This window comes from Paenarthrobacter sp. TYUT067, assembly GCF_023656375.1.
Lineage (GTDB): Bacteria > Actinomycetota > Actinomycetes > Actinomycetales > Micrococcaceae > Arthrobacter.
This window is the reverse complement of record NZ_JAMOIT010000021.1, coordinates 65,245-91,695: the sequence shown is the minus strand read 5'-3', so window position 1 is coordinate 91,695 and position 26,451 is coordinate 65,245. Positions and strand designations below refer to the sequence as shown.

Below are 26,451 nucleotides of genomic sequence, written 5' to 3'. Positions count from 1 at the left end.
GGCGATTGTTGCGGCGGTGAAGGCTGCTGCGTATCGGCGGGATCCGCGGTCGGTGGTGGGTCGTGCCAGTCGTGCCGCTGCTGAGCGGATGGTGAGTTTGCGTCCGGCGCCGGACACCATGACGTACCTGACGGCGCTGTTGCCGGTGGCTCAGGGGGTGGCGGTTTATGCTGCGTTGACCCGGGTCGCTGATACCTCCCGTTCCACAGGTGGTGCTGGTACTGGTGGGGGTGTCGGGTCTGGTGGAGTAGCCCCGACCCGTGGCCAGATTATGGCCGATACCCTAGTTGAACGCGTCACCGGCACGCCGGGTGGGTTTTCTGGGATAAACCTGGATCTTGTCATGACCGACCGGACGCTCTTTCAAGGGGACAGTGAACCGGCCCGGCTCAAGGGGTACGGAATCGTCCCGGCAGAGTGGGGGAGGGAACTGCTCGACTTGGGGCCGGGTGGAAGCCCAAGTCCGCGGCCCGGTTCCGGGCGGGCAGTGGACGAACCACAGGCACGGGCAGGACAGGCAGCACAGGCACCGCAGGACACAGAGTTCGCTGTGTGGCTTCGCCGGCTTTACACAGCACCGTCCACGGGAGAACTCCTTGCCACCGATTCCAAAGCCCGGCTCTTCACCGGCAGGTTACGGCGGTTCGTTGAGACTCGCGACGATACCTGCCGGACGCCCTACTGTGATGCGCCCATCCGGCATATCGACCATGTGGTTCCGTGGCGTTCAGGAGGGAAAACGAACCTTAGCAACGCCGCGGGGTTGTGCGAGGCGTGCAATCACACCAAGGAACACCCCGGTTGGAGCACTACATCCCTGCCCGGCGAAAACTACAGCGTCCATACCTTGGAAATCCGCACCCCCACCGGTCACACCTATCAATCCAAAGCCCCACCCCTTCCAGGGCATCAGCCCTCCAGGACGTAAAACGCTTCGAGGGTGTGAACCCTCTATTCCTCCGTGAAATCCCCGGCATCCCTGCGGAAGGTGCCCAGGACGCGGATAAGGTGATCGACGTCGTCGGGCCCAAAGCCGGACTTGCCGAAAACCTCGGCGTTAAGCGCCGCCGTCGCTTTCTTCGCCAAGGTGCGGCCCTCTGCGGTGAGCTCGATCAGGGTGGTGCGGCCGTCTGTTGGGTGCGGGGAACGAGCCACCAAGGCGGCTTTTTCCAAGCGGTCCACGGCGTTGGTTACCGACGTGGGATGGACCTGCAGCAGCGCGCTGGCCTTGTTCATGGGAAGTGCGCCGCTGCGGGCGAAACTCAGCAGCGCCAGCAGTTCGTAGCGCGCGAACGTCAGCCCGAACGGTTTCAGAACTGTTTCGATGCGCGCGAGCAGAATCTGTTGCGTGCGCATGATCGCAGTGATGGCGGCCATGGGCGCGGCGACATCGCCCCAGCCATGCCGTTCCCAGTTGCGCTGGGCGTCGGCGATGGGGTCGCGGGGGAGTGGGGTGCCCATGGGCCTCCTTCGGTTACATGATCGGCCTAGTGTCCCGGGTGGCTAGTCTCTCAGGTTCGGAAACTCTTCCTCCGTGTATTCCACGCCCAATCCGGAGGGCAGTGGGCCGTCGCCGTGCCTTGCGACCTCGGTTCCGCGAAGTTCCACGCGCCTGATTTTGCCGGAAATCGTCTTGGGAAGTTCGCCAAATTCCAGCCGCCTGATGCGCTTGAACGGTGCTAAATGCTCACGGCAATACTTCAAAATGTCCTCCGCAACCTTGGGCCCGGGTTCATAGCCCGCGGCCAACACGACGAACGCCTTGGGCACGGACAGCTTCACGGCATCAGGCGAAGGAACGACGGCGGCTTCGGCCACTGCGGGGTGTTCGATCAGGACGCTTTCGAGTTCGAAGGGCGACAAACGGTAGTCGGAGGACTTGAAAACGTCGTCATCCCGCCCCACATAGGTGATGACGCCGTCGGCGTCCCGGCTGGCCATATCGCCCGTGTGATAGTAACCATCCCGGAATGCTTCGGCCGTCTTGGCTTCGTCCCCGAAATAGCTCTTCATGAGCCCCACGGGCCGGGGGTCCAAGCGCAAGCAGAGTTCGCCGTCGTCGGCTTCCTCCCCGGTGACCGGGTCCACCAGAACGACGTCGTATCCGGGGAGCGGCCGTCCCATGGAACCGATTTTGACCGGCTGCGTAGGCGTGTTGGCGATCTGGACCGTTGACTCGGTCTGACCGAATCCGTCGCGGATGGTGACGCCCCAGGCCTTTTCCACCTGGCCGATCACTTCCGCGTTGAGTGGCTCACCGGCAGAGACCACCTTAAGCGGAGGGTGAGTGAGCTGGGTGAGGTCGGCTTGGATGAGCATGCGCCAGACGGTGGGCGGGGCACAGAAGCTTGTGACGCCTTCTTTGCCCATCTGGTTCATGAGGGCGGCGGCGTCGAAGCGCTGGTAGTTGTAGATGAAGACGGTGGCCTCGGCGATCCACGGTGTGAAGACGTTGGACCAAGCATGCTTCGCCCAGCCGGGAGAGGCGACGTTCAGGTGGACGTCGCCAGGCTCCAGCCCAATCCAGTACATGGTGGACAGGTGACCCACCGGATAGGACGTGTGCGTGTGTTCCACCAGCTTGGCGCGCGAGGTGGTTCCGGAGGTGAAGTAGAGGAGTAATGTGTCATCAGCGAGGGTGGGGGCGTCGGGCGTAAATTCCGTACCGGCGTCGTATGAGTCTGCGTACTGTCTTGCCTCGGCGGTGGTTCTCTCGGATCCGACCTCGATCAGCGTGTAGCCGCCCTCGACGTCGGCGAACTTGCCGATGTTTGCGCTCCCGACCGCCACCCAGGTGGCACCGCCGCGCTCCACCCGGTCCTGAAGATCGCGGGCGCCCATGAGGGTGGTGGTGGGGATCATGACAATGCCCAGCTTGATGCCTGCCAGCATGAGTTCCCACAGCTCAACCTGGTTGCCGAGCATGATGATCATGTGGTCGCCGCGTTTGACGCCTTGGTCGCGCAGCCAGCTGGCGAGTTGGGAGGAGCGCTGCGAGAGGTCCTTGAACGTGCGGCGCGTGGAGCTGCCGTCCTGTTCCACGATCACCAGCGCGGGCTTGTTGCCTCTGGTCTCGTCTGCCGCGATCTGGTCGAACCAGTCGAGGGCGAAGTTAAATTCCTCAAAGCGTGGCCACTGGAACTCGGCGTGAGCCAGTTTGTAGTCTTCGCGCAGTTCCAGCAGCCTGTCCCGGGCCGCACGGAAGTCGTCTGTGACTGTCATAGTCCACCTTTCGCTTTCGGGTTCCCTGGCACCTTCGCCGAAGCATCCCGCCTAGTGATCCACATCACCTTGCAATATACTAGGACATCCAAGGGTTTGGAAGAGCCTATGCGGGACATGACGAAGGGGTCTAATGCTCGACGAAAAAGCTGCCGGCACCGTTACCAACGGTGCGGCATCAGAACGCATCCTGCCTCCTTACCCGGAGGCGGACTTGATGCATGTTATTGACCTGCTCCCCCCGGAGGAGCGTGCCCGGTACCTGGAGGTCAGGGAGTTCCTGCAGGCGCGGATCCGGGCTGCGAGCATCGACTACTGGAACCGGGAGGAATTTCCGTTCGGGCTGCTGGCGGACATGGCTAAGTTCGGGCTGGGCGGGCTTCAAACCGACGGTTCCTCAAAGCTCTTCAAGGGCCTCATGTACACCGAGGTGGCCCGCGCGGACGTGTCTCTTTCAGCGCTGGTGGGGATCCACAACGAGCTCATTGTCGGCATGATTGATGAGCTAGGTTCCCCCGAGCAGAAGCGCAAGTGGTTGCCCGGGCTTGAGGCTTTCACCCAGCTGGGCGCCTTCGCACTCACCGAACCGGACCACGGTTCGGACATCGCCGGAGGGCTCTCGACGACGGCGCGGCGCGACGGCGCCGAATGGGTCATCAGCGGTGCCAAGCGCTGGATAGGGGCAGGGACGATTGCCGACTTCGCCTTGGTTTGGGCTCGTGATGAATCCGACGGGCACATCAAGGGTTTCATCGTGGAGACCGACCGCCCCGGGTATGCGGCCACCAAGATTTCGAACAAGATCGGCCTGCGCATCATGCAGAATGCGGACATTGTCTTGGACGAGGTCCGCATTCCTTCGGAGAACCTCCTGCCCGGCGCCACTGAGTTCTCCCGCGCCAATGATCTCTTGCGCGATTCCCGTGCCTGGGTGGGATGGCAGGCCGCGGGGATCCAATTGGCAGCCTTTGACATAGCCCGTTCCTACGCGTTGGGGCGCAAACAATTTGGCAAGGAGCTGGCGCGCTTTCAGCTCATCCAGCAGCAGCTTGCCGACATTCTGGGCAATGCCAACGCTTCGCTGTCCATGATGGTGGAGCTCGCCCGTATCCAGCAGGCCGGGAAACTCGAAATGGTGCAGGCGGCCATGTGCAAGGCCACCACTACCCGGCTCGCCCGCGCGTCCGTTGCCATGGGCCGTTCTTTATTGGGCGGGAACGGCATCACCACGGACTACGAGATGGGCAAGCTCTTTGGTGACGCCGAGATCCTCTACACCTACGAGGGTAGCTACGAGATCAACTCCATGATCGTGGCACGGGCGGTCACGGGGAAGTCGGCGTTCGTTTAGGGATCCGCCGGCGGTGTTTTCTCGGCCACCGTGCAGATCCTATTCGTGTTACACTATGTAACATGAAAGCGCCTGATCGGGAGTCGGGGCCGCGTGCTTATCGGATGAACGCAAGGCAGGAAGCCGTTGCCGCAACCCGTGAGCGGATACTGTCCGCCGCCTACGAGCTGTGGCTGGAGAGTCCTTACGACCAGGTGTCCATTGATGCCGTCTCCAAAATCGCGGGAGTGTCCAGGCAGACCGTCATCCGCCACTTCGGAACCAAGGACGAACTCGCGTTCGCGGTAGCCGACTGGCAGAAACCCGGTGAGGACGCCCTCCGCGAAGCTACGCCCGGAGATGCTGACGGAGCAATCGCCAAGCTTCTGGACCGCTACGAGACCATGGGCAACGCCAACATTCGCATGCTTGAACTCGAAGGTCGCGTGCCTGCGATCGACCACTTGCTCACTATCTCCCGGGCAGGTCACCGTGAGTGGATCGAACGCACGCTGATCCCCGGTGTGACCGGCGATGAAAGGCTGGTCCTGGCGCTCTATGCTGCCACCGACGTCACCCTCTGGAAGCTTCTGCGCCGCGACCTTGGGCAGTCCAGGACGGAGACTGAAGCAACGATCCTCCGGCTGGTCCACGGAGTGTTGGGTGGGAGTCCGGAGAAACGTTCATCCGAAAGTTCAGCCGGAAAGGATTAGGAACATGAGCCGCTATCTTTTCGCTATCTGGGACGGGGGAGGAGCCGTGGCGCCGGAGCTCGGAGTTGCCAGGCGACTCATTGAGAATGGCCATCAGGTAAAGGTTCTGGCCGACCCAACCCTGCGCGCCCAGGTGGCCGCGGTGGGTGCCACGTTCAGTCCATGGGTTCGGGCTCCCCATCGCACTTCAAACGATCCGTCCGGGGACGTGGTGAAGGATTGGGAGGTGCGGACGCCCTTCGAAGGCCTGCGAAGAATGCGTGACAGGCTCATTGGCGGACCCGCGGAGCTTGTGGCGAGCGAGACGGCCGAGCAGATTGGCGACTATTCACCAGACGCGCTCATGGCGGACTACTTCATGTTTGGCGCTATGATCGCGGCGCAAGGAGCCGGGCTGCCAGTAGCCGCTGTGATGCCCAATATCTGGGCGCTGCCCGTGCGCGGCGTTCCGCCGATCGCCGCCGGTTTCCCCTTGGCGCAGGGCGTTCCCGGACGTGTCCGCGACGCCATGCTCATCGCCCTCGTAAACCGGGTTTTCGCCAAGGGATTGCCGGCCCTCAACCAGGTGCGCGACCGCCACGGGCTGCGGCCCCTTCAGTCCTTTTATGATCAGGTCCTGGGTGTCGATCGTATTTTTGTGCTCTCCAGTTCCACCTTTGATTACGCATCGCCGTTTGTGCCGGCGAATGTGAGCTACGCCGGGCCGGTGCTCGACGAACCTCAGTGGGCAGTGCCATGGGTCCCGCCCTGGTCAGAGGATGACGCTCGGCCCCTGATTCTTGTGGGCCTCAGTTCGACGTTCCAGAACCAGGGAGACTTGCTGCAACGCATTGTCGATGCTCTCTCCACCATGCCTGTACGGGCGGTGGTGACCACCGGACCGATGATCGACCCGGATGCGCTGACGGCCAACAGCAACGTGAGCGTGGTGCGTGCGGCGCCCCACGGACCCATCATGGATAAAGCTGCCTTGGTGGTGACGCACTGCGGGCACGGCACTGCCCTGAAAGCCCTTGCCGCTGGCGTGCCCATGGTCTGCCTGCCCATGGGACGGGACCAAGACGACACAGCAGCCAGGATCGTCCACCACGGTGCCGGCGTACGGCTGGCTCCCAACGCGTCGGCGGAGAAAATCCGGCGTGCAGTGGCGGAAGTGCTGGAACGGGACAGCTACCGGCTCGCGGCTGCCCAACTTTCCTCGTCCATTACTGCCGAGCTTGCGTCCAGCCGGCTGGTGGAAGAACTTGGGTCCCTGGCAAGCAAGCCGAACCAGCCACGCCAGCGCTCCTAGGAGTTTCACCAAGCGCAGGAGCCAACGCCGGCCTCCTCATTGCACGCGAGTCAAGATGCGTGGTCCAGCCGCCGCATGCTCGGCCAGAACTCCGGTGTGGTGCCTGATGCGGAGACGGTAGAGCAGGGTTCCGCCGATGATCACCGCGGCAACGAACATGACGCCGCCCCATTGCAGATACCACTCAAACGGCGGCACTGAGTTGTAGATCTCCGGTCGAGGCCAGACCAGGTTCAGCGTCATGGCGCCACCCCACAGCACGGCCAGGATGTTGACGGGGAGACCCCATTTGCCGAGGCTGAATCCCGGTTCTGTCTCGTCGTCCTTCAGGGGCCACTTTTTCAGGAACCTTTGCCGCAGCATGGGCACGGTCACCAGGAGGTAGGACAGATAGATCAGGACGATGCTAATGCTGGACAGAATGGTGAAGATGGCTGGCTGGGAGATGTTGACGATCAGGGGAATCACTGCCACTACACCGATGACGATTGCAGCCACCGTGGGGGTTTTGCGGGTGGGATGCACCTTGCTGAGCTGACGGCTGAAGGGAAGGTTGTTGTCCCTGGCCATGGCAAACATCATCCGGATAGCTGCCGCGTGCACGGCCAGCGTGCAGACCACAACAGCTACCACGATGCACGCCAGGAACGCCTTGCCGAAGGGGCCACCCAGCACTGACAGCACAATGTACTGCAGCCCGCCATCGGCCGCTCCAAGCTTGGGATCGGAAAGATCGGGGGCCGCCAGGATTCCGCCCAGCAGGAGCAAACCTCCCAGGAGGAAGGATGCCGTGACAGCGCGGAGAATAGCGCGGGGCGCGGTTTTCTTGGGGTCCTTGGTTTCTTCACCCAGGGAACTGGCGGTGTCGAATCCGTACATGACGTAGCCGGAAGCCATGGCGGCGATGAGGAATACTCCGAAGAAGCCCATCGGATGTTCTTGACCGAATCCAGCGGTATCAAGGAGGACTTCAGGTCCCCGCACCGAGTGCCACATGAGCGCCGCAATGAGCAGAACAGCGGCAACCAGTTCCACAAAAACGCCCACACTATTGATCATGGTCATGAGCTTTACGCCGAAGGCATTGATGAGCGTGGAAATGCCGATCATGATGCTAGCCAGGATGACTCCGTTGACCGCAAAGTCGTAGGGGCCGGTGCCATCGCCCACCAGCTGGAAGCCACTCCAGATCTGCGGCAACGTGATTTGGAGGGCCAAGGCAACAGATCCCAACGCCATGATGGAGGAGAGCAGCAGTAACCAACCCGCCAACCAGGCCCACGTTCCCGTGGAAAGCCTTTTGGCCCAGTTATAGACCGAACCGGCCACAGGGTATCGGCCGGCCAGTTCCGCAAAACACAGGGCTACCATGAGCTGGCCTACGAAAACAATGGGCCACGACCACGCGTAGGCGGGTCCCGCCGTCGAAAATCCGAAGTAAAACAGTTGGAAAACGCCGGTGAGGATGGAGATGTAACTGACGCCGGCGGCGAAGCTGGCAAACTTTCCGATGCTGCGGTCAAGGGTTTGGGCGTAGCCAAACTCGTCCATACCGCTTGCATCGCTCTTGCAGGGTCCTATTTTGCTGGGTTCTAACATTCGAACTCCTAATTCAGACATGCATGAATGGTGATAGCCCGCGGCCGCCATTGGACGCAGTGGATATCAAAAGCCGGGCACCACGGTGTGCGTACGGCCGTTTCCCCCATTTTTTGTTGCGTTGGTCTAAAAGCAGGCGCCTTCTTAGGCGTGGGACAAGCTAAAGCCGGCTTCCGCCGTCGTGGTTTCCTCCGTCCGATGGGCACTGAGGCGGGCTTTGATGAGATCGGCGCAGCGCTCGCCGATCATCATCACGGTGATGTTGGGGTTTACGGTGACGTGTTCCGGCATGACGGAGGCGTCTGCCACGCGCAGGCCTGTGACGCCCTTGACGCGCAGTTCAGGATCAAGGGGCGACATCTCGTCGTCCGCAGGCCCCATGCGGACGGTGCCAACGGGGTGGTAGACGGTGTTGTGTGTTTTGCGGATGTAGTCCTGCAGCTCCTCGTCGCTCTGGGCCTCGATGCCGGGGGAGAGTTCCCGCCCGGTCCACTCGGCCATGGCTGGTTGAGCCGCGATTTCCCGGGCCTTGCGGATGCCTGCCACCATGACGCGCATGTCGTGCCCCTCGGGATCGGTGAAGTAGCGGGGGTCCACCATGGGTTTGTCGCGGAAGTCCCTGCTACGTAGGCGAACCGTGCCGCGGGAACGGGCATGCGTGACGTTCGGGGTGAGGCAGAAACCGTTCTCCGTGGTGGGGTAGCCGTAGCGCAGGGTGTTCATGTCGAAGGGCACGGAGCCGTAATGCATCATGAGGTTCGGCCGGTCCAGGCCCTCTTCAGTGGGGGTGAAGATGCCGATTTCCCACCACTGGGTGGACGTCTGCACCATGGGCTGCCTGGCCTCGAACTGCACCACGCCTTCCGGGTGGTCCTGCAGGTGCTCGCCCACACCGGGGGAATCCACCAGAACCTCGATGCCATGCTGCTTGAGGTGCGCGGCCGGACCGATGCCGGAGAGCATAAGCAGCTTGGGGGAATCAATGGCGCCGGTGGACAGGATGACTTCGCGATGCGCGTTCAGCCTGTGCGTCCGGCCGAAGGCCGAGTCCACAACATCGACGCCGGTGCAGCGCTTGTCCGCGTCGAACACCAGTTGCCGGGCCCGCAAGCCGGTCAGCAGCGTGAAGTTTTCGCGATCGATGATGGGGTGGATGTAGGAGACGGAACTCGAAGATCGTGTCCCGTCCGAGCGGCGGTTGATCTGGAAGAAATTGGCGCCGTTGACCACAGTGGTGCCGTCATTGAACTTCGCCCGGGGGATACCGGTCTGTTCGCAAGCATCCAGGAGCGCGACGCCCGCTGGATCTGCCGGGGGCACGTTCATCAAGTGCACTGGGCCGTCGTGGCCGTGGTGGGGAGCGTCCGGACCCGCGTCCTCGTTGCTTTCCAGGCGCTGGTACAAAGGCCAGGCGGCAGCAGCATTCCAGCCGGTGGCACCGTACTTTGACTCCCACTCGTCCAAGTCTTCGCGGGGAGCCCAGAAAGCGATACAGGAGTTGTGGCTGGAGCAGCCACCCATGACTTTGGCGCGCGCATGACGCATGAACGAGTTGCCGTTTTCCTGCGGTTCCACCGGGTAGTCCCAGTCGTACCCCGATTCCAGCAGTTCCATCCACCGGTCCAACTGCAGGATCTCGGGCAGGTTGCGGTCGTCCGGACCCGCCTCCACCAGGGCCACGGTGACGGCAGGGTCCTCGCTGAGCCGTGCAGCGACGGCAGCTCCGGCAGATCCTCCACCTAAGACGACGTAATCGAACCCGCGCTCGCTGAGGTTCTGGATGTTGTCAACGTGCATCTATTTCTCCTTGCCGTGGTCTGCGAACCAGCCGGTGACCTGCGGGCTGGTGTTCTGGTAGATGTGCTTGGCTTCCTGGTATTCGCCCAGTCCCGTGGGGCCGAGTTCGCGGCCTACGCCGGACTGGCCGAAACCGCCCCACTCGGCCTGCGGAAGGTAGGGGTGGTAGTCGTTGATCCACACCGTGCCGTGGCGCAAACGGCCCGCAACCCGCTGGGCCTTTCCGGCATCCTGGGTCCAGACCGCGCCCGCCAGTCCGTAGATGGTGTCATTGGCGGTGGCTACGGCTTCGTCTTCCGTGCGGAACGTTTCCACTGTTACTACCGGGCCAAAAGCTTCGTCGATCACTACCGACATTCCCCTTTTGACGCGGTCCAGAACGGTGGGCTGGTAGTAGAAGCCGGCGTCGAACGTTTCGCCTTCGGGAGCCGCACCGCCGCACCGCAGACGCGCGCCCTCAGCCACGCCACGCTGAACGTAAGCGTCCACTTTCTCCCGGTGGGCAGCGGAAATCAGCGGCCCGGTTTCGGCGGACTCATCGAACGGGCCTCCGATGCGGATGCCCTGAGCCTTGCGGACCAGCTCGTCCACGAAGCGCTCCGCGATGGATTCCTCCACCACCAGCCGGGCACCGGCGGAGCAGACCTGGCCTGAGTGCACAAAGGCGCCGTTCAAGGCGTTGTCGACGGCGGCGTCGAAGTCAGCGTCAGCAAACACGACGTTGGGGTTCTTGCCGCCCAGTTCCAGCGCCACTTTCTTCACCGTGCCGGCTGCGGCGGCGGCAATGCGCTTGCCGGTTTCCAGGCCGCCGGTGAAGGAGACCAGATCAATGTCCGGGTGCTCAGAGAGTGGTGCGCCTGCCTGCGGGCCGGCGCCGGTCACCAGGTTTGCGACACCGTCCGGGAGACCCAGGTCCTGCAGCAATTGCATGGCGAGGATGGCGGTGGACGGGGTCAGCTCGGCAGGCTTCAGGACGAACGTGCAACCAGCCGCGAGTGCCGGCGCGATCTTCCAGGCTGCCTGCAGCAGCGGGTAGTTCCACGGCGTGATCAAGCCGCAGACGCCCACGGGCTCGTACACGATTTTGCTCACGACGGCGGGGTCCCCGGCGTCCACTACGCGGCCCGCCGACTGCCCGGCGAGCCTTCCGAAGTATTCGAAGCAGGCGGCGATGTCATCCATGTCGATGCGGCTTTCGATGATTCGCTTGCCGGTGTCCAGGGATTCGGCGCGGGCGAACTTTTCCCGGCGCTCGCGCAGTTCCGCGGCGACCTTGAGCAGGAAAGCGCCGCGCTCGGGAGCGGGGACGTTTGCCCACACGCCGGAATCGAAGGCTGCGCGGGCGGCGGAAATGGCTCGCTCGGCATCCTCGCGGCCGGCTTCGGAGACGGTGGCGACCAGTTCGCCGTCGGCCGGGTTGCGGATCTCGCGCACCGCGCCGGAAGAGGCCGGTTCCCACACGCCGTTGATGAAAAGTGTGGAGGCGGAATCGGAAAATGTGGCTTGGGTCATACGAGGCAGGCTAGTGCACTTTGAACATCTGTTCAAGGAAAAATGTGAACAAATGTTCAAAGTGGGCTTGTGTGTCGGCCGGATACTCTCACCCATCCCCGGTCCCGCCCGCTACGAACTCCTCACATGAAAAAGCTCGGACTCCGGACCAAAGGCCCCGAAACCATGGCAGCGCTGGCAGGCGTGGTGTCTGCCGCCGTCGTGTTGGCCGTAGCCGAGCTGATCGGCGCGTTCTTCACCGCCAGGGCAACCCCGGTGTTCGCGCTGGGATCCACCTTCATCGACTTCACGCCGTCATGGATGAAGGACTTTGCGATCGCCACGTTCGGTACGAACGACAAAGCCGCACTGTTTGTGGGGATGGGGGTCACCATCGCCCTGCTTGCCTGCGTTCTGGGCGTTGTGGCCTACAAGAAGTGGGCACTTGGCGCCCTAGGTGTGCTGTTCATGGGTGCCGTAATAGTGGCCAGCGTCCTGACCCGGGCCGGCGTTGGATCCGCCGACGCCATCCCCTCAATCGTGGGCACCATCGCAGGCCTCTTCGTCCTGCGCCGCCTCATCAAACCGTTGTGGGGAATGAAGTCGTGGCCGGAAGCCCCCGCTGACGTAGCAGCCGACGCCGACAGCCAGGTTGGGGGCGCCGGCACCAGCCGCCGTCGTTTCTTCGCTGCTGCCGGTATCACCGCGGTCGCCGCCGGAATCGCGGCGACCGGTGGGCGGCTGCTCGGAGCCGCGCGCAACAACATAGCTCAGGCCCGTGATGCTCTCACGCTGCCGTCGCCTTTGAAGGCTGCGCCCCCTGTTCCAGCCGGCGTCCAGTCCCCAGTGGCAGGAGTCTCCTCCTGGCTGACGCCGAACAACGAGTTCTACCGCATTGATACCGCCCTGAGCGTCCCGGAAATCAACGTCGAAGACTGGGTACTGCGGGTGCACGGAATGGTTGAGAAGGAAGTAACCCTCACCTTCCAGGACCTGCTCGACGCCGATCTGATCGAATCGCACGTCACCCTCACCTGCGTCTCCAACCCGGTGGGCGGAAAGCTCGCCGGAAACGCCAAATGGCTGGGAATGCCCATCCGCGAAGTCCTGGCCATGGCCAAACCAAAAGATGGCGCGGACATGGTGCTCTCAACATCCATAGACGGGTTCAGTGCCTCCACACCTCTGGAGGTCCTGCAGGATGACCGCGATGCCATGCTGGCCATCGGCATGAACGGGGAGCCCCTTCCCATCGAGCACGGATACCCCGTACGGATGGTCGTTCCGGGACTCTACGGATTCGTCTCCGCCACCAAATGGGTAGTGGATCTGGAAGTCACTCGCTTCGCGGACAGCAAGGCCTACTGGACGGAACGCGGCTGGTCAGAGCGCGGCCCCATCAAGACTATGGCACGTGTGGACGTGCCCGGGTCCTTCGCGAAATTGAAGGCAGGGAAAGTGGCTGTGGGTGGCACCGCATGGGCGCAGACCCGCGGAATCACCAAGGTGGAAGTACAGATCGACGACGGCGACTGGGTGGAAGCAACGCTTTCCACCGAAGCATCCACCATCACATGGCGCCAGTGGTCCTACGAATGGGATGCCACGCCCGGCATGCACTACGTCAAGGCCCGCGCCACCGACAGCACCGGGGAAGTTCAGACGGACAAGCGCGCCGACCCCGTACCTGACGGGGCCTCGGGCTGGCAGTCGGTGGCAGTGACGGTGGAGTAACTGTTCAGCTTTGTTTGGCCTGGGACCGGCTTCCGGGCGGATGCTCACGTTCACCTCGGAGGCGTCGATTCTCCGGAAATTTCGGTCCTTCGGCCGAGGTGCGGCATCGGTGATTGTCTCTAGGCGGTTGCTCCCGCGAGGCGATCGTCGGTTCCCTGAAGCGGACGCTCTGAGAGGATGGGTGCGTTGATCAGCGAGCGGTCGTAGACCACCAGGGCGTTGTTCTCGATGATCTGTTCCTTGGATGTCACGAGTCCCGTCCGCTTGTCGCGGGTCAGGCGAACCACTTTGTTGTGGCGATAGATTTTACCGTCCGCTTCGTGGAAGTAGGCGTCTTCCTCGCGGATGTCGAACTTCTTGTCGGGGACTCTTTCTGCGCGGAGTTCACCGCGCAAGTGTTCCTCGGTGGTGCTGACAAGGAACTGGTATGGCTGGTTGGTGTCGTTGCGGACCCTGTAGTCCAGGTAGTTGTAGATGATCGATGTACCTGAGCCGAAGGGGATCTGGCGGTTGAAGTCCGGGAACAGATCTAGGTCTCCGTGGTGATGGTGTTCCACCACCGTAAGTTCACTGTGCAGGACCATCCAATGCAGCAGGTTGGTGAACTGGCATAGGCCTCCGCCGATTCCTGAGTCGGGCCGTCCGTGGTTGATGACCAAGCCTTCGCAATAGCCCTTGGCCTCCGTGCAGCTGCCCACCAGCTTCCAGAAAGAGAACGTCTCCCCGGGACGAATCATCACCGAGTTGACCAAGGGTGCGGCGATTCCCAGGCTGACGGCCTTATTTTCCTGCAGGTGCAGATCGACGTTGCCGAGTTTCCGTCTGATGAGCGAATTGTGGCGGTAGACCACCTCGGGCAGGACCTCATGAGGTTGTCGTTTGGCGAATGCAGTAGGCGAGAAGAAGTCGCGGACTTTGCGGGTGACGATCATTCGCTGAACCGACAGACGGTAGGTCAACGGCGAGATTTCACAGAACAGTCTTCGTGGCATTGTTTCCCCAATAACGAGCCCACCAACGGGCAGCCTGACGCCCGGAAGGATCGGTGTCGGGACATATCTTTACAGACGTTGGAGAAAATCCGAAATCATGAGTTTCTGGATGTCAGGCCCCAAGGCCGTACTCCTCCAGCCAAGGAGGACACCAATGTCCCTCTAGGGGAGTCACTCTCGCCAGGGATGCTGACAATCGCGCCACGGTAGGAGGCCGACGACGGCGGGTGCTGCCGCCGTCGTCGGCCTCCTCATCCAGTCAGTGAGTGGGCGCTAGCCGAACACCCGGGTGCCTTCAGGCATCGCGGGCATGGAGGAGGCTCCGCCGCCGAGGTCCTTGTCGTTGGCGGTCAGGCCGGTGGGGTCGTAGTAGGCGGCGACCAAGCGCTGCTTGATGTATCCGAGCACTATCTGCCCCTTGCTATCGCAGTTCCTGGCGGTGATGGCCGTGAAGTTCTGCCAGCCGTTCCCCGCCGCCGGGCGGATGGTCTTGGAGCTCCACTGGGTGGGGGTGGCGTCCGGGATGATGTACTGGCGCAGTTCGCCGGTGGTGAGGGTAGCCATCAGCACGGCAACCGGCTTGCCGTTGATGGCGATTGAAGGCGCCGAGCCGATGGCTGTAATGGAGGCGCCTCCGCCGAACACCTTGACCGTACCGGTGATGGTCCGGGCGTTGGTGTCCAAGGTGTAGCGGTAAAGTTCGCCGCCGCTGGTGAGCCGGAAAATGAACTGCTGGCCCCGGACGTCCGCTGTGCCGCTGTAGGCGGTGGTGATGGACTTCTGGAACCACCCGTTACCAATAGTGGTGATCGGTCCGTCGATGGAGTGCTTCCAGGTGCCGTCCGCCTGGAGGTCCTGCCGCTGGTTATAGAACTTCGCTTTGCCGTCAGAGGAGGTGCCGAAGTAGGAGAACTTGCCGAACGTCTCGTCACCCATCCCGCCGGTTTGCGTCAGGTAAGTCGCATCGAACGGTACAGGCGAGGACCAGCTCTTGTTCTCCCAGCGAAGCTGGCCCCCGCTGAGGAAGATGGCACCGAGATTCCCGTTCGGTTCGACGCTCAGAAGGCCACCAAAGCAGTCGGCGGGCGACGGGGTGGGAGCGGGGTAGACCGTGGCAGCGCTGGCGGGCGCGGCGCCGGAGAGTGCCAGCGCGCACGCGGCAAGGCCCCCGAACAGCTTAGTGGTGAGTTTCATATGCGGACTGCTCATCGGACGTTGCGCCAAACCTGAACGGCCCTGGTGCCTGCCGGGCAGTTGGCGTAGGAGGTGTTGAATCCTTGCGAGGCAGGCATCTGCCACCTCCAGGGCCCGGTCACGATAGCCTCCTGACCGGTGGGGACATGACGGCACTTGCCCGCAACCTGATACTCAGTGCCCGGCGCATCGGAATTGCAACTGCCTCCCACACTGTATTCGTAGTGGATCCAGACGTTGCAGTTGGCATAGCCATCGTTAGCCAACGCAGGTTGAGCCGTGAGCAATGCCCCTCCCATGAAGGCAAGGGCAGCGCTGGCAGCAAGAATTTTTTTAGCAATCTTCATGGTGTTCCCCCGGGTCGGTTAGGTATTCCCTTGATACTCGGGCACAACCGGTCCTCGCGCTATGGGGCGAACTACCCACGTGGTGTGCTCAGCGAGGGGCGAGAGCGATCTCTTCCGTGCGGGCAATGCCGCGCTGGATGGCCGCTTTGTCGATCCCCAGCAGCGTGGTGAGCCACATGCCGTTCTGCACCACAACGACGTCGGCCGCGCGGTCCCGGCATTCCTCAGGTGACAGCCCGGGAACGGCGTTGCCGATCAAGGCCGCGAGCCCTTGGAGGTACCTGTCAAAGGCTGCGGCATTGATGCGTGCAAAGTCCTCATCCGCCTGGGCGAGGGCCCACAAATGAAGTCGGAGGGATAGGTATGGTGTGGTTAGAAGACCAGGATCTGCAACACGTCGCAGTGACTCCCGGAGTTGCTCGTCCGGTGTTGATGAAGCTAGCGGCTCCACCAGCAGGAGGTCGTGCTCTTCGATCTGGTGGAGCACCGCGCGGATCAGGCTCGATTTGTCTTCGTAGTAGTAGTTCACAAGCCCCAGCGCGACGCCGGCTTCACGCGCCACAGCCCGCATGTTAATGCCTGAAATGCCGTGGCGGGAGAGCAGTTCCAAGGCCGCGTCGAGAATGCGTTTCTGCCTATCGACCTGTTCGCCGGACTTTACGGTGCTTGTACCCATCCGGCCAGACTATTGCCTCAGCCTGATCAGCGCATCCTGACCGTCTACAGGTTCTTTTCTGCGTAGATCCGAAAGGCACCCCTGACGAAGGTGGCCCCTGATTCGCCGGTGCAGCGACGGGCTATTCTGCGTTTGTCAGGCCTTCGCTGGCTGAACGGGCCCTGACGGCGGTTCGTCCAGGCCGTCATGTACGGGCAATCTGGTAAAGCTGCGCAGCTGACGGCTGCAGAGGCAGATCAGCGCGCCGACCACGAACCCGCAGCTACCCACTACTACCGATGCTTGAACCCCTGCGATGGCAGCAACTGCACCACCCATGAGGGCGCCGATGGGATCAACGCCCCAAGAGACGAAGCGTGCCGTTCCGGCAACCTTGGACAGGTGGCGTTCTGGAAAGAGCGCTTGTCGCATCGAGCGCCCAATGATCATGTTGACGACGATGCACAATTCAAAAACGGCGAAAACAATCGACGTAATCACGGCGGCGCTTACCCCGTGTGTAGCCGCAGTCAAGGGAAGGCAGAGCCCGGCAAGGGCAATAATGCTGAAGGAGACAGTGAGAACCTGTCCCAGACGTGCCCGCTGCGTGATTCGGTCCGTCAAGGCCGATCCGATGATTCCAACGACGGCAGGTATAACGAACACCAGCCCCAGGAGTGCCGGATTCATGCCAAGCACTGTGAGCGCGTAGACGGAGAACACCGCCAGAATCCACGAGTCGAAAAAGTTGTACGCCGTGGCAGCGAGTAACACCACCCTTTGCGGCGTCTGCTTCCATAACAGGCTGAAGCCCAACCGGATTTCGCGAAGATGCCCGCGAACAGCGTTTTGTTGCGCGACGTCATGATCCTCCGCTTCCCTTGATGAGCGGTCGAGCGGAAGCTTGATGAGCATCAACGAGCTGAAGACATAAGTGACGGCATTGATGGCAACAATAAAGGGCGCCCCGAGGGTGCTGATGATGATTCCAGCAACAGCTGCGCCGCCTGACTCAGTGACAGACATCCCCCCTTCGATCCACGAATTTGCGCGGATAAGGAGCTTTCGCGGAACCACCGAAGGGATCGCTGCAGCCATGGCGCTCTCGTACAGCAAAGTCAGGACGCCTACCGAAAAGAGTGCAATGGCAAGAATCTGCCAATTCAGGGAACCCGCCAGCATCAGGGCAAGAACCACGGCGAACACAATGAACCTGCCACTGTTGCAAACATGCAGCAGGACGTGGCGCCGGGAGCGGTCCGCTATGACACCTGCAGACAGCGAAATGAACAGCGGAGCCGACAGTCCGGCAGCCACCACCCAGCTGACCTGGGTGGCGTCCAGCCCAAGGACAGTAACGCCGATCACCGGCACGGCGAAGGCCATCATGGCTGATCCGGCATTCGACACGAAGTCGCCTACCCACAGCCGGTAGAAGCCGGTGCGGGCAAGACTGTGGTTCTGCTGCGCCTGTTGTTCGTCGGTGGCGTCTGTTGATGTTGTTTCGACCAAGAGGTCACTCCTGTGTGCTGTGTTTCCTGAGGACGTAGCCGCCCATGAGCGTAGTGGTGGTGCTGGCCGCAAGCTGATCTTCGGGGAGCCGGCCCAGCGTCCGGGCGAACCAGGAAGCCACAGCAGCAATTTGTTGCTCGCTGGCGGGGGAGCCTATGACTAACTTATAGTCCGCGTATTCCGTCACGAGGGTCCGGAGGGCGTCCTCGCGAAGGGTACCTGTTCGTTGCTGGGGAAGCTTGTTTGTCAGGGGGTCATGGCGCTGATAGCCGAGCGAGGTGTGCATGTCGGTATACCGGCTCATGACCGATCTGGTGTAAACGAGGTCGCGGGGCGCCCACTGAGGCGCGGTCACTTTCCGGGCCAGTCCGATCCCTCGATAGACAGGATGCACCACCAGGCGTTGGCCCAGGGTGAGGGAGCTGTTAACCTCTGCGAACTCCTCCATCGCATCCGCCCACGCTGTTGGGTAAGGGGCGCAGTAGAGACGCGCGGCAACCGGCTCATCGTCTAGCTTCGCTGCCACGATGCTGACTTCACGCTGCCCCGGATCGAAATCGAGCTTGGGATAATAGTGAAAGCGCTGCAGGGCGGCGTAGTCGGGAAAGGTGCCATGCCCGACGTCGATCTTCTCGCCAAGCGGCCATGACCGGGTGCCACTATGCTCTAGAACCTTCGGAGAGTCGTTGGCGCGGACGCGGATAGTGCGGTCCGGTGCCAACGCGGTTTCAATATCGTCGTGGGCAGTAGCAACCAGGAGATCGATGTTGCGCTTTCGGCAGGTCCGCTGCAGGTTGAAAGCGACGACTGATGCCGCCGCCCGGTCCACGGTGGACAGGAACTCGTCCACCAGTATCCTCCGGGAGCCGCCAGCAATCGCCGCCGCCAGACGGGCACGGAAATGCTGCCCATCCGAGAGCCACGATGCCGGTCTGATGACAACCTGGGCATCACCAAGACCAAACCGGGCAAGGAGCGCAATGCGGGTGCCAAGGCTTCCTGTGAACTGATCGATCAGCGGCACATCCGGTGCGAGGTCAGGGAGAAGGCTCCACGAGGGGTCAACAGATTGGACCTGCCGCAGAATCGCAGACTTACCGCAGCCACTGGGGCCGGTGATGAAAGTGATGCCGGCCCCGATCTGAATGTTCAGCGGGGGTATGGCGGTCCAGACGTAGTGGGCGTCCTCGAAGAAGGCGTCGATGACCGCTGGCACCAAGGACCCGCCAGTGACCGGCGGGGCCTCCCTAGCGGTCACTTCGAGGCCGCTTTCTGCAGAAGGTCCAGATGCTGGTCACCGTACTCCTGATAACTCGACGTGGCACCATTGATATGCCCGATGCTGACGCTGGTCAGGACAATCTGTTCACCGGCTGACAAGTTAAGTGCCGCCTCCATCTCTGCGGCGTGGATGGCATTTGACGGCACAGCTCCCAGTCCCTTGTCCGCAGCAGCGAGCAAAGCGTTCTGGGACATGTGCCCGGCCTGAAGCAACAGGGCGTTGAAGCCGGACGCGGCGTTGTACTTCCACGCGGTGCGGGCCACCGCCCCAACTATGACGATGATCGCGGCCGCGGTGTCCGCCCACCGTTGGTTCCCGAGCAGCCGCATCGCATTGGTGCGGATATCAACGGACACCACTTCAAGGGCATTGGATGTTGGCCGGTAGCGGTAGACGCCCTGCGATATTCCTTCGACATTCTGGACGATGACATAGCAATCTGCGCCGTTAAGACCGCCGGCGCTGGGTGCAAATGAAAGTGGCAGGGGCGGACGCATGGGGGCTTTCCGGTAGCTTTGGATTCCAGCAGTTGCCCAGAGCACACTGCTGAGGTCCTGGAGGCTCACTGCTTCTTGGATGAAATCGCGCCGGCTCCGACGTCGTTCAAGTGATGACGTGAGTCCAGAACCCAGGGAACCGGTAGGCAGACCCACGGCCGTTGCACCCTCCGGCACCCCGGGGGCGAGGTCGTCTCCGGCATGATCGCGGAGAGCCCGGCCGAAGTCCATCGCTTCGGTTCGATCATCGCTGAATCGGAGGCTTCGAGTGACCAGGTGGTGGTCTGCCGTGGTTTCGCCAAAGGGCCAGTTGCTGCTGAAAGTGGCTTCTGCCTGTTCTGCCTCGGAGCCTTCTTCCAGGAGGAATCCATCCGACACCAGCGCGTTCAGGATTTCATCTGCCCGTTGGTTGTCGCCCACGCCGTCATCAAGCTGCCTGCGGATCCGGTCCGACTCCGTCCATTCGGTGCTCTGCCGCAGGATGTTCCAGATCGGCTGCGGAATTCGGCGGACGGCGCCGTTCGATGGGTTGGCGCCCACCACACTCCCATCACGAAACCGAAAGGTCAACCGGTGGGCAGTACGGACCCTGGCGTTCATTCTTCTCCCCATTGAATTTGTTCCCAATCAACTTCAGCCCTGGCGTTCACAACGGGCCGGTCCACTCTAATGCGGCCACTGCTGCTGAGAGTCGAAACTGCCCGTAAGAGTGGCACAAATCCATGTCCGACTCCGAATGCCGTGTCAATAATCTCCAGTTGTGCACCATGTAAGGGAGCATCTCCCCGCAAGTATTCGTTGTAGTCCACTGAATGCAGATGGCAGGAAATACTCTGCCGGGATAGCTGCTGCTTGATATTCGTGGCGACTGTTTTGTTCGGATGGAAATCGGTGTATTGGATGGTTATCGTCCCGAATCCGCCATTGCCAGTCATTGTTGTGTGAGCAGCGGGCAGTTCCGTGTACGTCCCCCCAGTCACGGCGGCCAGTTCCAAGGGATCGAGGCTCGCCGCGAACCCTTGGGAAACCGTTGACCCCCGCGCAAACCTCAGCCCCATCACCAGATCAACGCTGCGGTTTAGGTCTTTGTCCCTACGGAACGGGCGGCCGCCCAACACTCTGGTCAGGTCCAGTTCACCTCGCCTAAACATCGCCTCTCCCTCGTCAACGGATTCAGTGGAAATGATGCTGATGCTGTCCACTCCCTGACTTTTCGAACCTCGGCGACGCAGGTTGACTGTCCTGCCGCCAGCGCCGATGTCATCGATGACATAGGGTCCGCTCGTGTGCCGCGTCGCGCTGTCCCGGATACAGGGAGTCAGTGAAAATGCTGCGGTGGCGAGGAGTGTCTGTAGGCGTTCAACCGGAAGGGGACTGTTTACCAGCAGCCTGTCCGTTTGGCGCTCGACATTCCCTGAGCGCTGACTTGCCGTTACTGCGAGGCCGCGTGCGACGCAGCGCTCGAGTTCCGCGACGGTTACTCTGTGGCCATCCGTCCACGTCGTGTCTTCGGCGGGAAACAGTGCGGTCACGTTCTCTTCGACCTGTTCAAGACAGGCTCCTTGGGGAACGATCGATCCGTTGGGGCGGAGGAGAAAAGGGCGGGCGTGGACAGCTGATGTGGTGAAGGCCCAGGCATGGTCAAGGTGTGGGGGGAAGGTCACCCGCCGCAGCGGAAGTTCAGCTTCGGCACTAAGCATCATGGTGCGCACAGTCCCGGGCGAGTGAGCGGTGAATTGTCAACGAATCGAACTCAAGAGTCATTCGGGTCGGCTCGCTATCGGTGTCCGGGGCCACGGCCCAGTCAAGGACACGTTGTGCCATGAGGGCACCCACCAAAGTATTGGTGACTCCATGGGACCACGGGGTCACGGCTTGCTTCGCAGCCCGGGACCCGTACCAGCACGCCAAACATACTGTTTGGCGGGGACTGAAGAAGGGGCCCACATGGCCAAGGTCGACGCCCACGGCGCCGGTCATCACTGGTAAGCCAGCGGACAGGCACGCAGTAACCACTTGCTGTTCAATCCCAGCCGGTGAGTCGATGCACGACGCCACGACGGTGACTGACGGATATTCGCCGAGTAATAGTGCCACGTCGCTCTCACTGGAAATCCGGCGATCGACGGTTTGGATGTCAGCGTCCTCCACTCGCTCCGAGATCCAAGCCTTCGTCGTGTCCAGTTTGGCGGCACCAACGTCGGACGTCCGCCAAAGGAATTGACGGTTGAAGTTGGAGAGCTCTACGGCGTCGTGATCGACCAGGACGAAGCGGCGTACGCCTGCTGCGACCAAGTGCTGGATCAGGACCGTTCCTGTTCCGCCGACGCCGAGTACCAGGACGCGCTGATCACCGATCTGCTGCTGCGCAAGCTGTGGAGCCTTTGAACGCGTTGCCAGATATCCGAGGGATCGACTCTGACGCTCGTCCACTTCAACGTGAGGATGGCGTTCAATGATGACGTTTCGCTCCACGAGAGCGTTGAGTAGGTTGCGCATTGCGGCGTTCGCTGTGGACGGATCCGCCATTGCTGCATGGAGCAGACTCGCAGTGGCGTCGTGTTGAAGTAGAGCCACTGTCCGGCGGCTGTACTCGTCCTCGATGGTCAGGGTTTCCTCGTCGAATGCGACGGCTTTTGCGGGGTGAAATTCGTAGTGGAACATAAGATGCGGCGGGCGCCCGAAGGCACCCGCCGCTCCCTGTCTTCTTCGATCAGCAGCGGCGCATCACGAATTCGCTGGGATCAAAGCTTGTGGTTGTCTCGAAGAACTCGTCAAACTCGATGCCCTTCAAACCATTCTCGAGCGCTTCGAGCGCTCCGGCTTCAGTTGCCACTTCAAGATTCTGCATAATATGCTCCCGTTCGTTATCGGACGGAAAATGCTTTCTGCATCCCCGAGCATGAGCCTAGGGCAACTCCGCTGGTGAGACTAGAGCAAAATGACAGAATTTATCAATTTATTTGAATCCTGTGTCAATAAAATCATCATTCATTCAGATGCGGCCATTATGAACAAATGGTCGCGTATTCTTGCACATGAGTTTGCGAAATAAAAGTCAAGCCGTGCAGCTGGTTTGGGCAGTTAGAGGTTCTTCTCTGCGTAGATCCGCAGGGCATCCCTGACAAACGTCGCCCCTGATTCGCCGCCGTAATTGGCTGCGAACCGCGGGTCTGCAACGTACATTTCGCCGAGTCCTGTGACGTAACCTTTCACGTCTCCGCCGGGTACCGCCGTCGGGGTTCCCGGGACGCCGCGGAGCCACTCGACGTGGCGCTGCGCGAGGTCCTGCGCTTCAGCACTGTCAGGTGAAACCCCGGATTCTGAGGCGGCGATCCAATCCGTGCCCAATTTCCGGACGCGGTCCTTCCACTGCTGCTTTTCGTCGGCGCTCATCCCGCGCCACCACGAATCACCGGCGGCGTAGGCATCCTTGCCCCAGCGCTCCTCCACCTCGTCCTTGTACTGAGTGTGGTCGAAGCCGTCAAACATGTCCTGTGCCATGTACTTTCCATCCCCTTTCATTGTGTCGATGGTCTGCCGAACGGAGGCGATCTGCCGGGTCAGCCTTTCCTGCTCCTGGGCGAGCCATTCCAAATGGCTGCTCAGCGCTTTGACGGTATCGGTCTCGCGGTCAAGAACTTCGGCGATGGCCGGAAGGCCCAGCCCTAGCTCCCGGAGCAGGAGGATGCGTTGGAGCTGAACCAATGCCGGACCGTCGTAGTAGCGGTAGCCGTTATGGCCGGTCCGGCTTGGTTTCAGCAGCCCGATGTCGTCGTAGTGACGCAACGTGCGACTGGTAGTCCCCGCAATCTTGGCGATTTCCTGAATTGACCAGTCCATACGTCCTCCGTCCTGTGCTTGTTCTTCGACAGTAAGGGTTGACGTTACGTCAAGGTCAAGGAGATGGTGACCAGCACTTAGTCGGCCAGAATCAGGTAGAGCGCCCGGCGGGTTTCGTCCAGCTTTTCGATGGCAGCTTGACGCTGTTCGTCGGTAGCGGCTGCACGGAACTGGTGAATGACCCCCATGAGCTTCCCCACGCTTTGGTGGAAAGCTGCACCAGTGCCATCAGCCTCGGTGTTCCAGGCGTTGGCTAGTTCCTCTTCATGCTCGGCAATGTAGGCCTTGCCGTCGTCGGTGAGCGTGAACTCGGTGCGGCGTCCTTCGCCAACAGCCACGATGAGTTCCTCATCCACCAGCTGCTGCAGTGTCGGGTAGACCGAGCCGGGGCTGGGACGCCATGCACCGGACGTCTTCTCGGCGATGGTCTTGATCAGGCCGTAGCCGTTGGACGGGGCTTCGGCCAGGAGCGAGAGAATCGCTGCGCGGACGTCGCCGCGGTTGGCCCTGCGTGTTCCACCGGGACCGAAGCCCCGAGGCCCAAATCCGGGTCCGAAGCCTGGGCCGAAGCCACCGGGACCAAATCCGCCGCCGCCGTGTCCGCCCGGCCCGCGCCGGCCCTTGCCTCGGTTGAAACGGACTCGGCCCTGTCCGTGTTCGGGATGTCCGTGATCGTGCTCGGGGAATGAGTTGTTGTTTTCGTTGATGCCTTTCATAACAGCATCGTCCTTTCGGTTGTTGTTACGCCGAAGGAGTATCGGCGATAGTTAACGATATATCGGTAACTATCGAGACGTCAAGACCCGAAATCGGGATGTGAGAGAGCGACGCCGAAAAGCCCGGGGGATGTGAGAGAGCGTTGTTAAAGCACGACGGCGGGTGGCAGCTTCCGTAGGGAAGCCGGCACCCGCCGTCGTGAATGGTCTAAAGCGACGTAGCTATTTCCACCAGGTATCGAAGATGGTGACCGGAACGGTGCGCTTGTGACGCGTGCGCAGGTACTTCTGTTCCAGCAGCTCTGCCGCGTCCTCGGGAACGTCGCGGCCTTCGAGGTAGTCGTCGATTTGGTCGTAGCTGATCCCGAGCTCGTCTTCGTCGGTACGGCCGGGCTTGTTGTCCAGGAGGTCGGCGGTGGGAACCTTCTCCCAAACCCTTGATGGTGCGCCAAGCTCTGCCAGGAGTGCGCGGTTCTGGCGTTTGTTCAGGCCGAACAGCGGCAGGATGTCCGCGCCGCCGTCGCCGAATTTCGTGAAGAAGCCCGTCACGGACTCGGCGCCGTGGTCCGTGCCGATCACCAGGTAGTTGTGTTCACCGGCCAGGGCGTACTGGGCGATCATGCGCGCGCGTGCTTTGGTATTGCCCTTGTGGAAATCGGAGATGGGAGCGCCGGTGGTCTTCTCGAACTCGTCCTCGAAGCCGTCCACAGCCTGGGAAATGTTGTAGGTCCACTCGGTCTTGGCCTTGATGAAGTCGAGGGCTGCTTGAGCGTCGTCTTCATCGTGCTGGATGCCGTAGGGGAGGCGGACGGCTACAAAGTTTGCGTCCACGCCCTCGGCTTCCAGTTCCTCAACGGCCAACTGGGCGAGGCGGCCGGCAAGGGAGGAATCGATGCCTCCGGAGATGCCAAGAACGAATCCTTTGGCGTTGGTCGCCTTCAGGTAGTCCTTCAGGAAAGCGACGCGCTTGCGGACCTCCTCTGCGGGGTTGATCCGGGGCTGGACGCCCATTTCTTCAATGATCTTGGCCTGGAGTTCGCGCATGTATTCCACACTAGTCAGCCCGGCTGCGGACGCTCAACCATATTGCGGACTTCCAGCCCACGTGTCAGTTATTTAGAGGGCACCGGACCTGTGGAGCCGCGGACGGTGAGGTGGGTGGGCATGACTGAGCGGCTGCGGTTTCCGCCGCCGGCGAGGGGATTCAGCTGGGCCAGCAACATGGACACGGCCACGCGTCCGGCCTGTTCAATGGGCGAGCTCATGGTGGTCAGGGGTGGGTTGCAGAAGTCCGCGCCAAAGATATCGTCACAGCCCACGATGCTCATGTCCTCCGGCACCCTCAGGCCGCGTTCACGGAGCCGTTGCAGCATGCCGATTGCAATGAGGTCATTGAAGACGATGCACGCAGTGACCCCGCTGTGCACGGCTGCGTCTGCTGCGGCTGCGCCGGATTGGGTTTTGGGTGCGAAGGGTCCGATTCTGCGGACATCGACTCCGCGTTCCTCGGCGGCTTCGGACAAGGCAGTCCACCGCCGGGCACTGGACTGCGAAACGGCGGGACCTGAGACGTACGCAACTGACGTGTGGCCCAAGGAAATCAGGTGGTCCAAAGCCTGCGGCATGGCTGAGGGGGTGTCGATGAGAACCGCAGGAACGCCGTCGACGTCGCGGTTAACGGTGACCATGGGCATCCTGGCCGCGGCAGCGGCAAGTGCTTCGTCGTTGAGGCGGGACGCCGCCACAATGACGCCGTCGGCACTTTTGCGCAGCTGCTCCAGCGTGCTGGCCTCAACCTCGTCCGATTCCTCCGTATCAACCAGCAGCTGCGTGTAGCCGGCCGCCTTCAGTTGAAGCTGTGTCCCCCGGATGAGGTCGAAATAGAAGGGGTTGGTAATGTCCGGAACCAGGACGCCCACGGCACCTGTCCGGCCGGAGCTCAATGCTTTCGCCTGGGAGTTGGGCGTGTAATTAAGCTCGACGGCGGCGGCCTGGATCCGCTCGCGGGTGCGGATATTGACGCGCTCCGGATTGGCGAGGGCCCTCGAAACGGTGGACGCTGCGACGCCGCAGTGCGCAGCGATGTCATGGATGGTGGCAGGCCGGCCTGTTGCCATGGGTTGCGTCGCCATGGGCGTTCCTCTCTGAACAGCAAACATGGGCGTTCCTCCCGGAACGACAAGATCATCCGGCTGTGACTACTGCCACACCGTTGAATAAGGATGACACAGGATGG

24 protein-coding genes are annotated in these 26,451 nt (G+C 61.7%); 5 read left to right on the top strand and 19 right to left on the bottom strand.

Translation table 11 applies throughout. The features are described from left to right. Nucleotides 1-928 (top strand): HNH endonuclease (locus MOD31_RS18000; RefSeq protein ID WP_250821270.1); only part of this gene is annotated, 928 nt, incomplete at its 5' end. A gap of 23 nt (nt 929-951) precedes the next feature. Here MOD31_RS18000 and MOD31_RS17995 read toward each other — a convergent pair. Both MOD31_RS17995 and MOD31_RS17990 read right to left on the bottom strand, forming a co-directional pair. Further along, nucleotides 952-1,461, bottom strand: coding sequence for a MarR family winged helix-turn-helix transcriptional regulator (locus MOD31_RS17995; RefSeq protein ID WP_024819327.1), 510 nt, complete (start codon nt 1,459-1,461; stop codon nt 952-954). 42 nt (nt 1,462-1,503) lie between these two features. Next, complete coding sequence (locus MOD31_RS17990) at nt 1,504-3,222, bottom strand: AMP-binding protein (RefSeq protein WP_166841203.1); 1,719 nt, start codon at nt 3,220-3,222, stop codon at nt 1,504-1,506. Between the two features lie 133 nt (nt 3,223-3,355). Here MOD31_RS17990 and MOD31_RS17985 point away from each other — a divergent pair, with 133 nt between their 5' ends. The 3 genes from MOD31_RS17985 to MOD31_RS17975 all read left to right on the top strand — a co-directional run bounded on the left by MOD31_RS17985 (nt 3,356) and on the right by MOD31_RS17975 (nt 6,556). Then, a complete protein-coding gene (locus tag MOD31_RS17985) occupies nt 3,356-4,573 on the top strand; it encodes an acyl-CoA dehydrogenase family protein (protein ID WP_250821269.1) in 1,218 nt (405 codons plus the stop codon). 62 nt (nt 4,574-4,635) lie between these two features. Continuing rightward, complete coding sequence (locus tag MOD31_RS17980) at nt 4,636-5,265, top strand: TetR/AcrR family transcriptional regulator (RefSeq protein WP_223941630.1); 630 nt, start codon at nt 4,636-4,638, stop codon at nt 5,263-5,265. A gap of 4 nt (nt 5,266-5,269) precedes the next feature. Next, a complete protein-coding gene (locus MOD31_RS17975; RefSeq protein ID WP_250821268.1) occupies nt 5,270-6,556 on the top strand; it encodes a glycosyltransferase in 1,287 nt (428 codons plus the stop codon). Between the two features lie 36 nt (nt 6,557-6,592). On the opposite strand, the gene MOD31_RS17970 is transcribed toward MOD31_RS17975, so the two are convergent. From MOD31_RS17970 to MOD31_RS17960, 3 genes are all read right to left on the bottom strand, one after another. After that, the gene (locus MOD31_RS17970; RefSeq protein WP_142936875.1) at nt 6,593-8,155 is read right to left on the bottom strand and encodes an APC family permease; all 1,563 of its coding nucleotides are present in this window, start codon (nt 8,153-8,155) and stop codon (nt 6,593-6,595) included. A 144-nt stretch (nt 8,156-8,299) separates the two neighbouring features. Beyond that, complete coding sequence (locus tag MOD31_RS17965; protein ID WP_250821267.1) at nt 8,300-9,952, bottom strand: GMC family oxidoreductase; 1,653 nt, start codon at nt 9,950-9,952, stop codon at nt 8,300-8,302. Then, nucleotides 9,953-11,464 carry an aldehyde dehydrogenase family protein gene (locus MOD31_RS17960; RefSeq protein ID WP_250821266.1) on the bottom strand — a complete coding sequence of 504 codons (1,512 nt, stop codon included), beginning with the start codon at nt 11,462-11,464 and terminating at the stop codon, nt 9,953-9,955. Nucleotides 11,465-11,590: 126 nt separating this feature from the next. Here MOD31_RS17960 and MOD31_RS17955 point away from each other — a divergent pair, with 126 nt between their 5' ends. Further along, nucleotides 11,591-13,177: a molybdopterin-dependent oxidoreductase gene (locus MOD31_RS17955; RefSeq protein ID WP_250821265.1), complete on the top strand. Its 1,587-nt coding sequence runs from the start codon at nt 11,591-11,593 to the stop codon at nt 13,175-13,177. Between the two features lie 119 nt (nt 13,178-13,296). On the opposite strand, the gene MOD31_RS17950 is transcribed toward MOD31_RS17955, so the two are convergent. The 14 genes from MOD31_RS17950 to MOD31_RS17885 form a co-directional block, all read right to left on the bottom strand. Beyond that, a complete protein-coding gene (locus MOD31_RS17950; RefSeq protein ID WP_250821264.1) occupies nt 13,297-14,169 on the bottom strand; it encodes a VanW family protein in 873 nt (290 codons plus the stop codon). 273 nt (nt 14,170-14,442) lie between these two features. Continuing rightward, complete coding sequence (locus MOD31_RS17945) at nt 14,443-15,363, bottom strand: hypothetical protein (protein WP_250821263.1); 921 nt, start codon at nt 15,361-15,363, stop codon at nt 14,443-14,445. Between the two features lie 11 nt (nt 15,364-15,374). Then, a complete protein-coding gene (locus MOD31_RS17940) occupies nt 15,375-15,710 on the bottom strand; it encodes a hypothetical protein (protein WP_166841215.1) in 336 nt (111 codons plus the stop codon). Between the two features lie 88 nt (nt 15,711-15,798). Beyond that, entirely contained in the window at nt 15,799-16,386 is a 588-nt protein-coding gene (locus tag MOD31_RS17935; protein ID WP_166841216.1) for a TetR/AcrR family transcriptional regulator, read from the bottom strand. Nucleotides 16,387-16,521: 135 nt separating this feature from the next. Beyond that, nucleotides 16,522-17,877 carry an MFS transporter gene (locus MOD31_RS17930; protein ID WP_166841217.1) on the bottom strand — a complete coding sequence of 452 codons (1,356 nt, stop codon included), beginning with the start codon at nt 17,875-17,877 and terminating at the stop codon, nt 16,522-16,524. 4 nt (nt 17,878-17,881) lie between these two features. Beyond that, nucleotides 17,882-19,135 carry a hypothetical protein gene (locus tag MOD31_RS17925; protein WP_250821262.1) on the bottom strand — a complete coding sequence of 418 codons (1,254 nt, stop codon included), beginning with the start codon at nt 19,133-19,135 and terminating at the stop codon, nt 17,882-17,884. Further along, entirely contained in the window at nt 19,132-20,196 is a 1,065-nt protein-coding gene (locus MOD31_RS17920) for a SagB/ThcOx family dehydrogenase (RefSeq protein ID WP_250821261.1), read from the bottom strand. The genes MOD31_RS17925 and MOD31_RS17920 overlap by 4 nt, the downstream gene beginning before the upstream one ends. Nucleotides 20,197-20,252: 56 nt before the next feature. After that, nucleotides 20,253-21,359 carry a hypothetical protein gene (locus tag MOD31_RS17915; protein ID WP_250821260.1) on the bottom strand — a complete coding sequence of 369 codons (1,107 nt, stop codon included), beginning with the start codon at nt 21,357-21,359 and terminating at the stop codon, nt 20,253-20,255. Beyond that, nucleotides 21,349-22,320 (bottom strand): ThiF family adenylyltransferase, encoded by a 972-nt coding sequence (locus MOD31_RS17910; RefSeq protein ID WP_250821259.1) that lies wholly within the window; start codon nt 22,318-22,320, stop codon nt 21,349-21,351. The genes MOD31_RS17915 and MOD31_RS17910 overlap by 11 nt, the downstream gene beginning before the upstream one ends. Nucleotides 22,321-22,369: 49 nt before the next feature. Next, complete coding sequence (locus MOD31_RS17905) at nt 22,370-22,507, bottom strand: hypothetical protein (protein WP_160147613.1); 138 nt, start codon at nt 22,505-22,507, stop codon at nt 22,370-22,372. Between the two features lie 233 nt (nt 22,508-22,740). Beyond that, on the bottom strand, nt 22,741-23,499 hold the full coding sequence (locus tag MOD31_RS17900) for a MerR family transcriptional regulator (protein WP_250821258.1): 759 nt from the start codon (nt 23,497-23,499) through the stop codon (nt 22,741-22,743). A 77-nt stretch (nt 23,500-23,576) separates the two neighbouring features. Further along, nucleotides 23,577-24,215 (bottom strand): PadR family transcriptional regulator, encoded by a 639-nt coding sequence (locus tag MOD31_RS17895; RefSeq protein WP_250821257.1) that lies wholly within the window; start codon nt 24,213-24,215, stop codon nt 23,577-23,579. Nucleotides 24,216-24,437: 222 nt separating this feature from the next. Continuing rightward, nucleotides 24,438-25,259, bottom strand: coding sequence for an ammonia-dependent NAD(+) synthetase (gene nadE, locus MOD31_RS17890; protein ID WP_250821256.1), 822 nt, complete (start codon nt 25,257-25,259; stop codon nt 24,438-24,440). A gap of 68 nt (nt 25,260-25,327) precedes the next feature. Beyond that, nucleotides 25,328-26,347, bottom strand: coding sequence for a LacI family DNA-binding transcriptional regulator (locus MOD31_RS17885; protein WP_166841225.1), 1,020 nt, complete (start codon nt 26,345-26,347; stop codon nt 25,328-25,330). Nucleotides 26,348-26,451 lie beyond the last annotated feature (104 nt).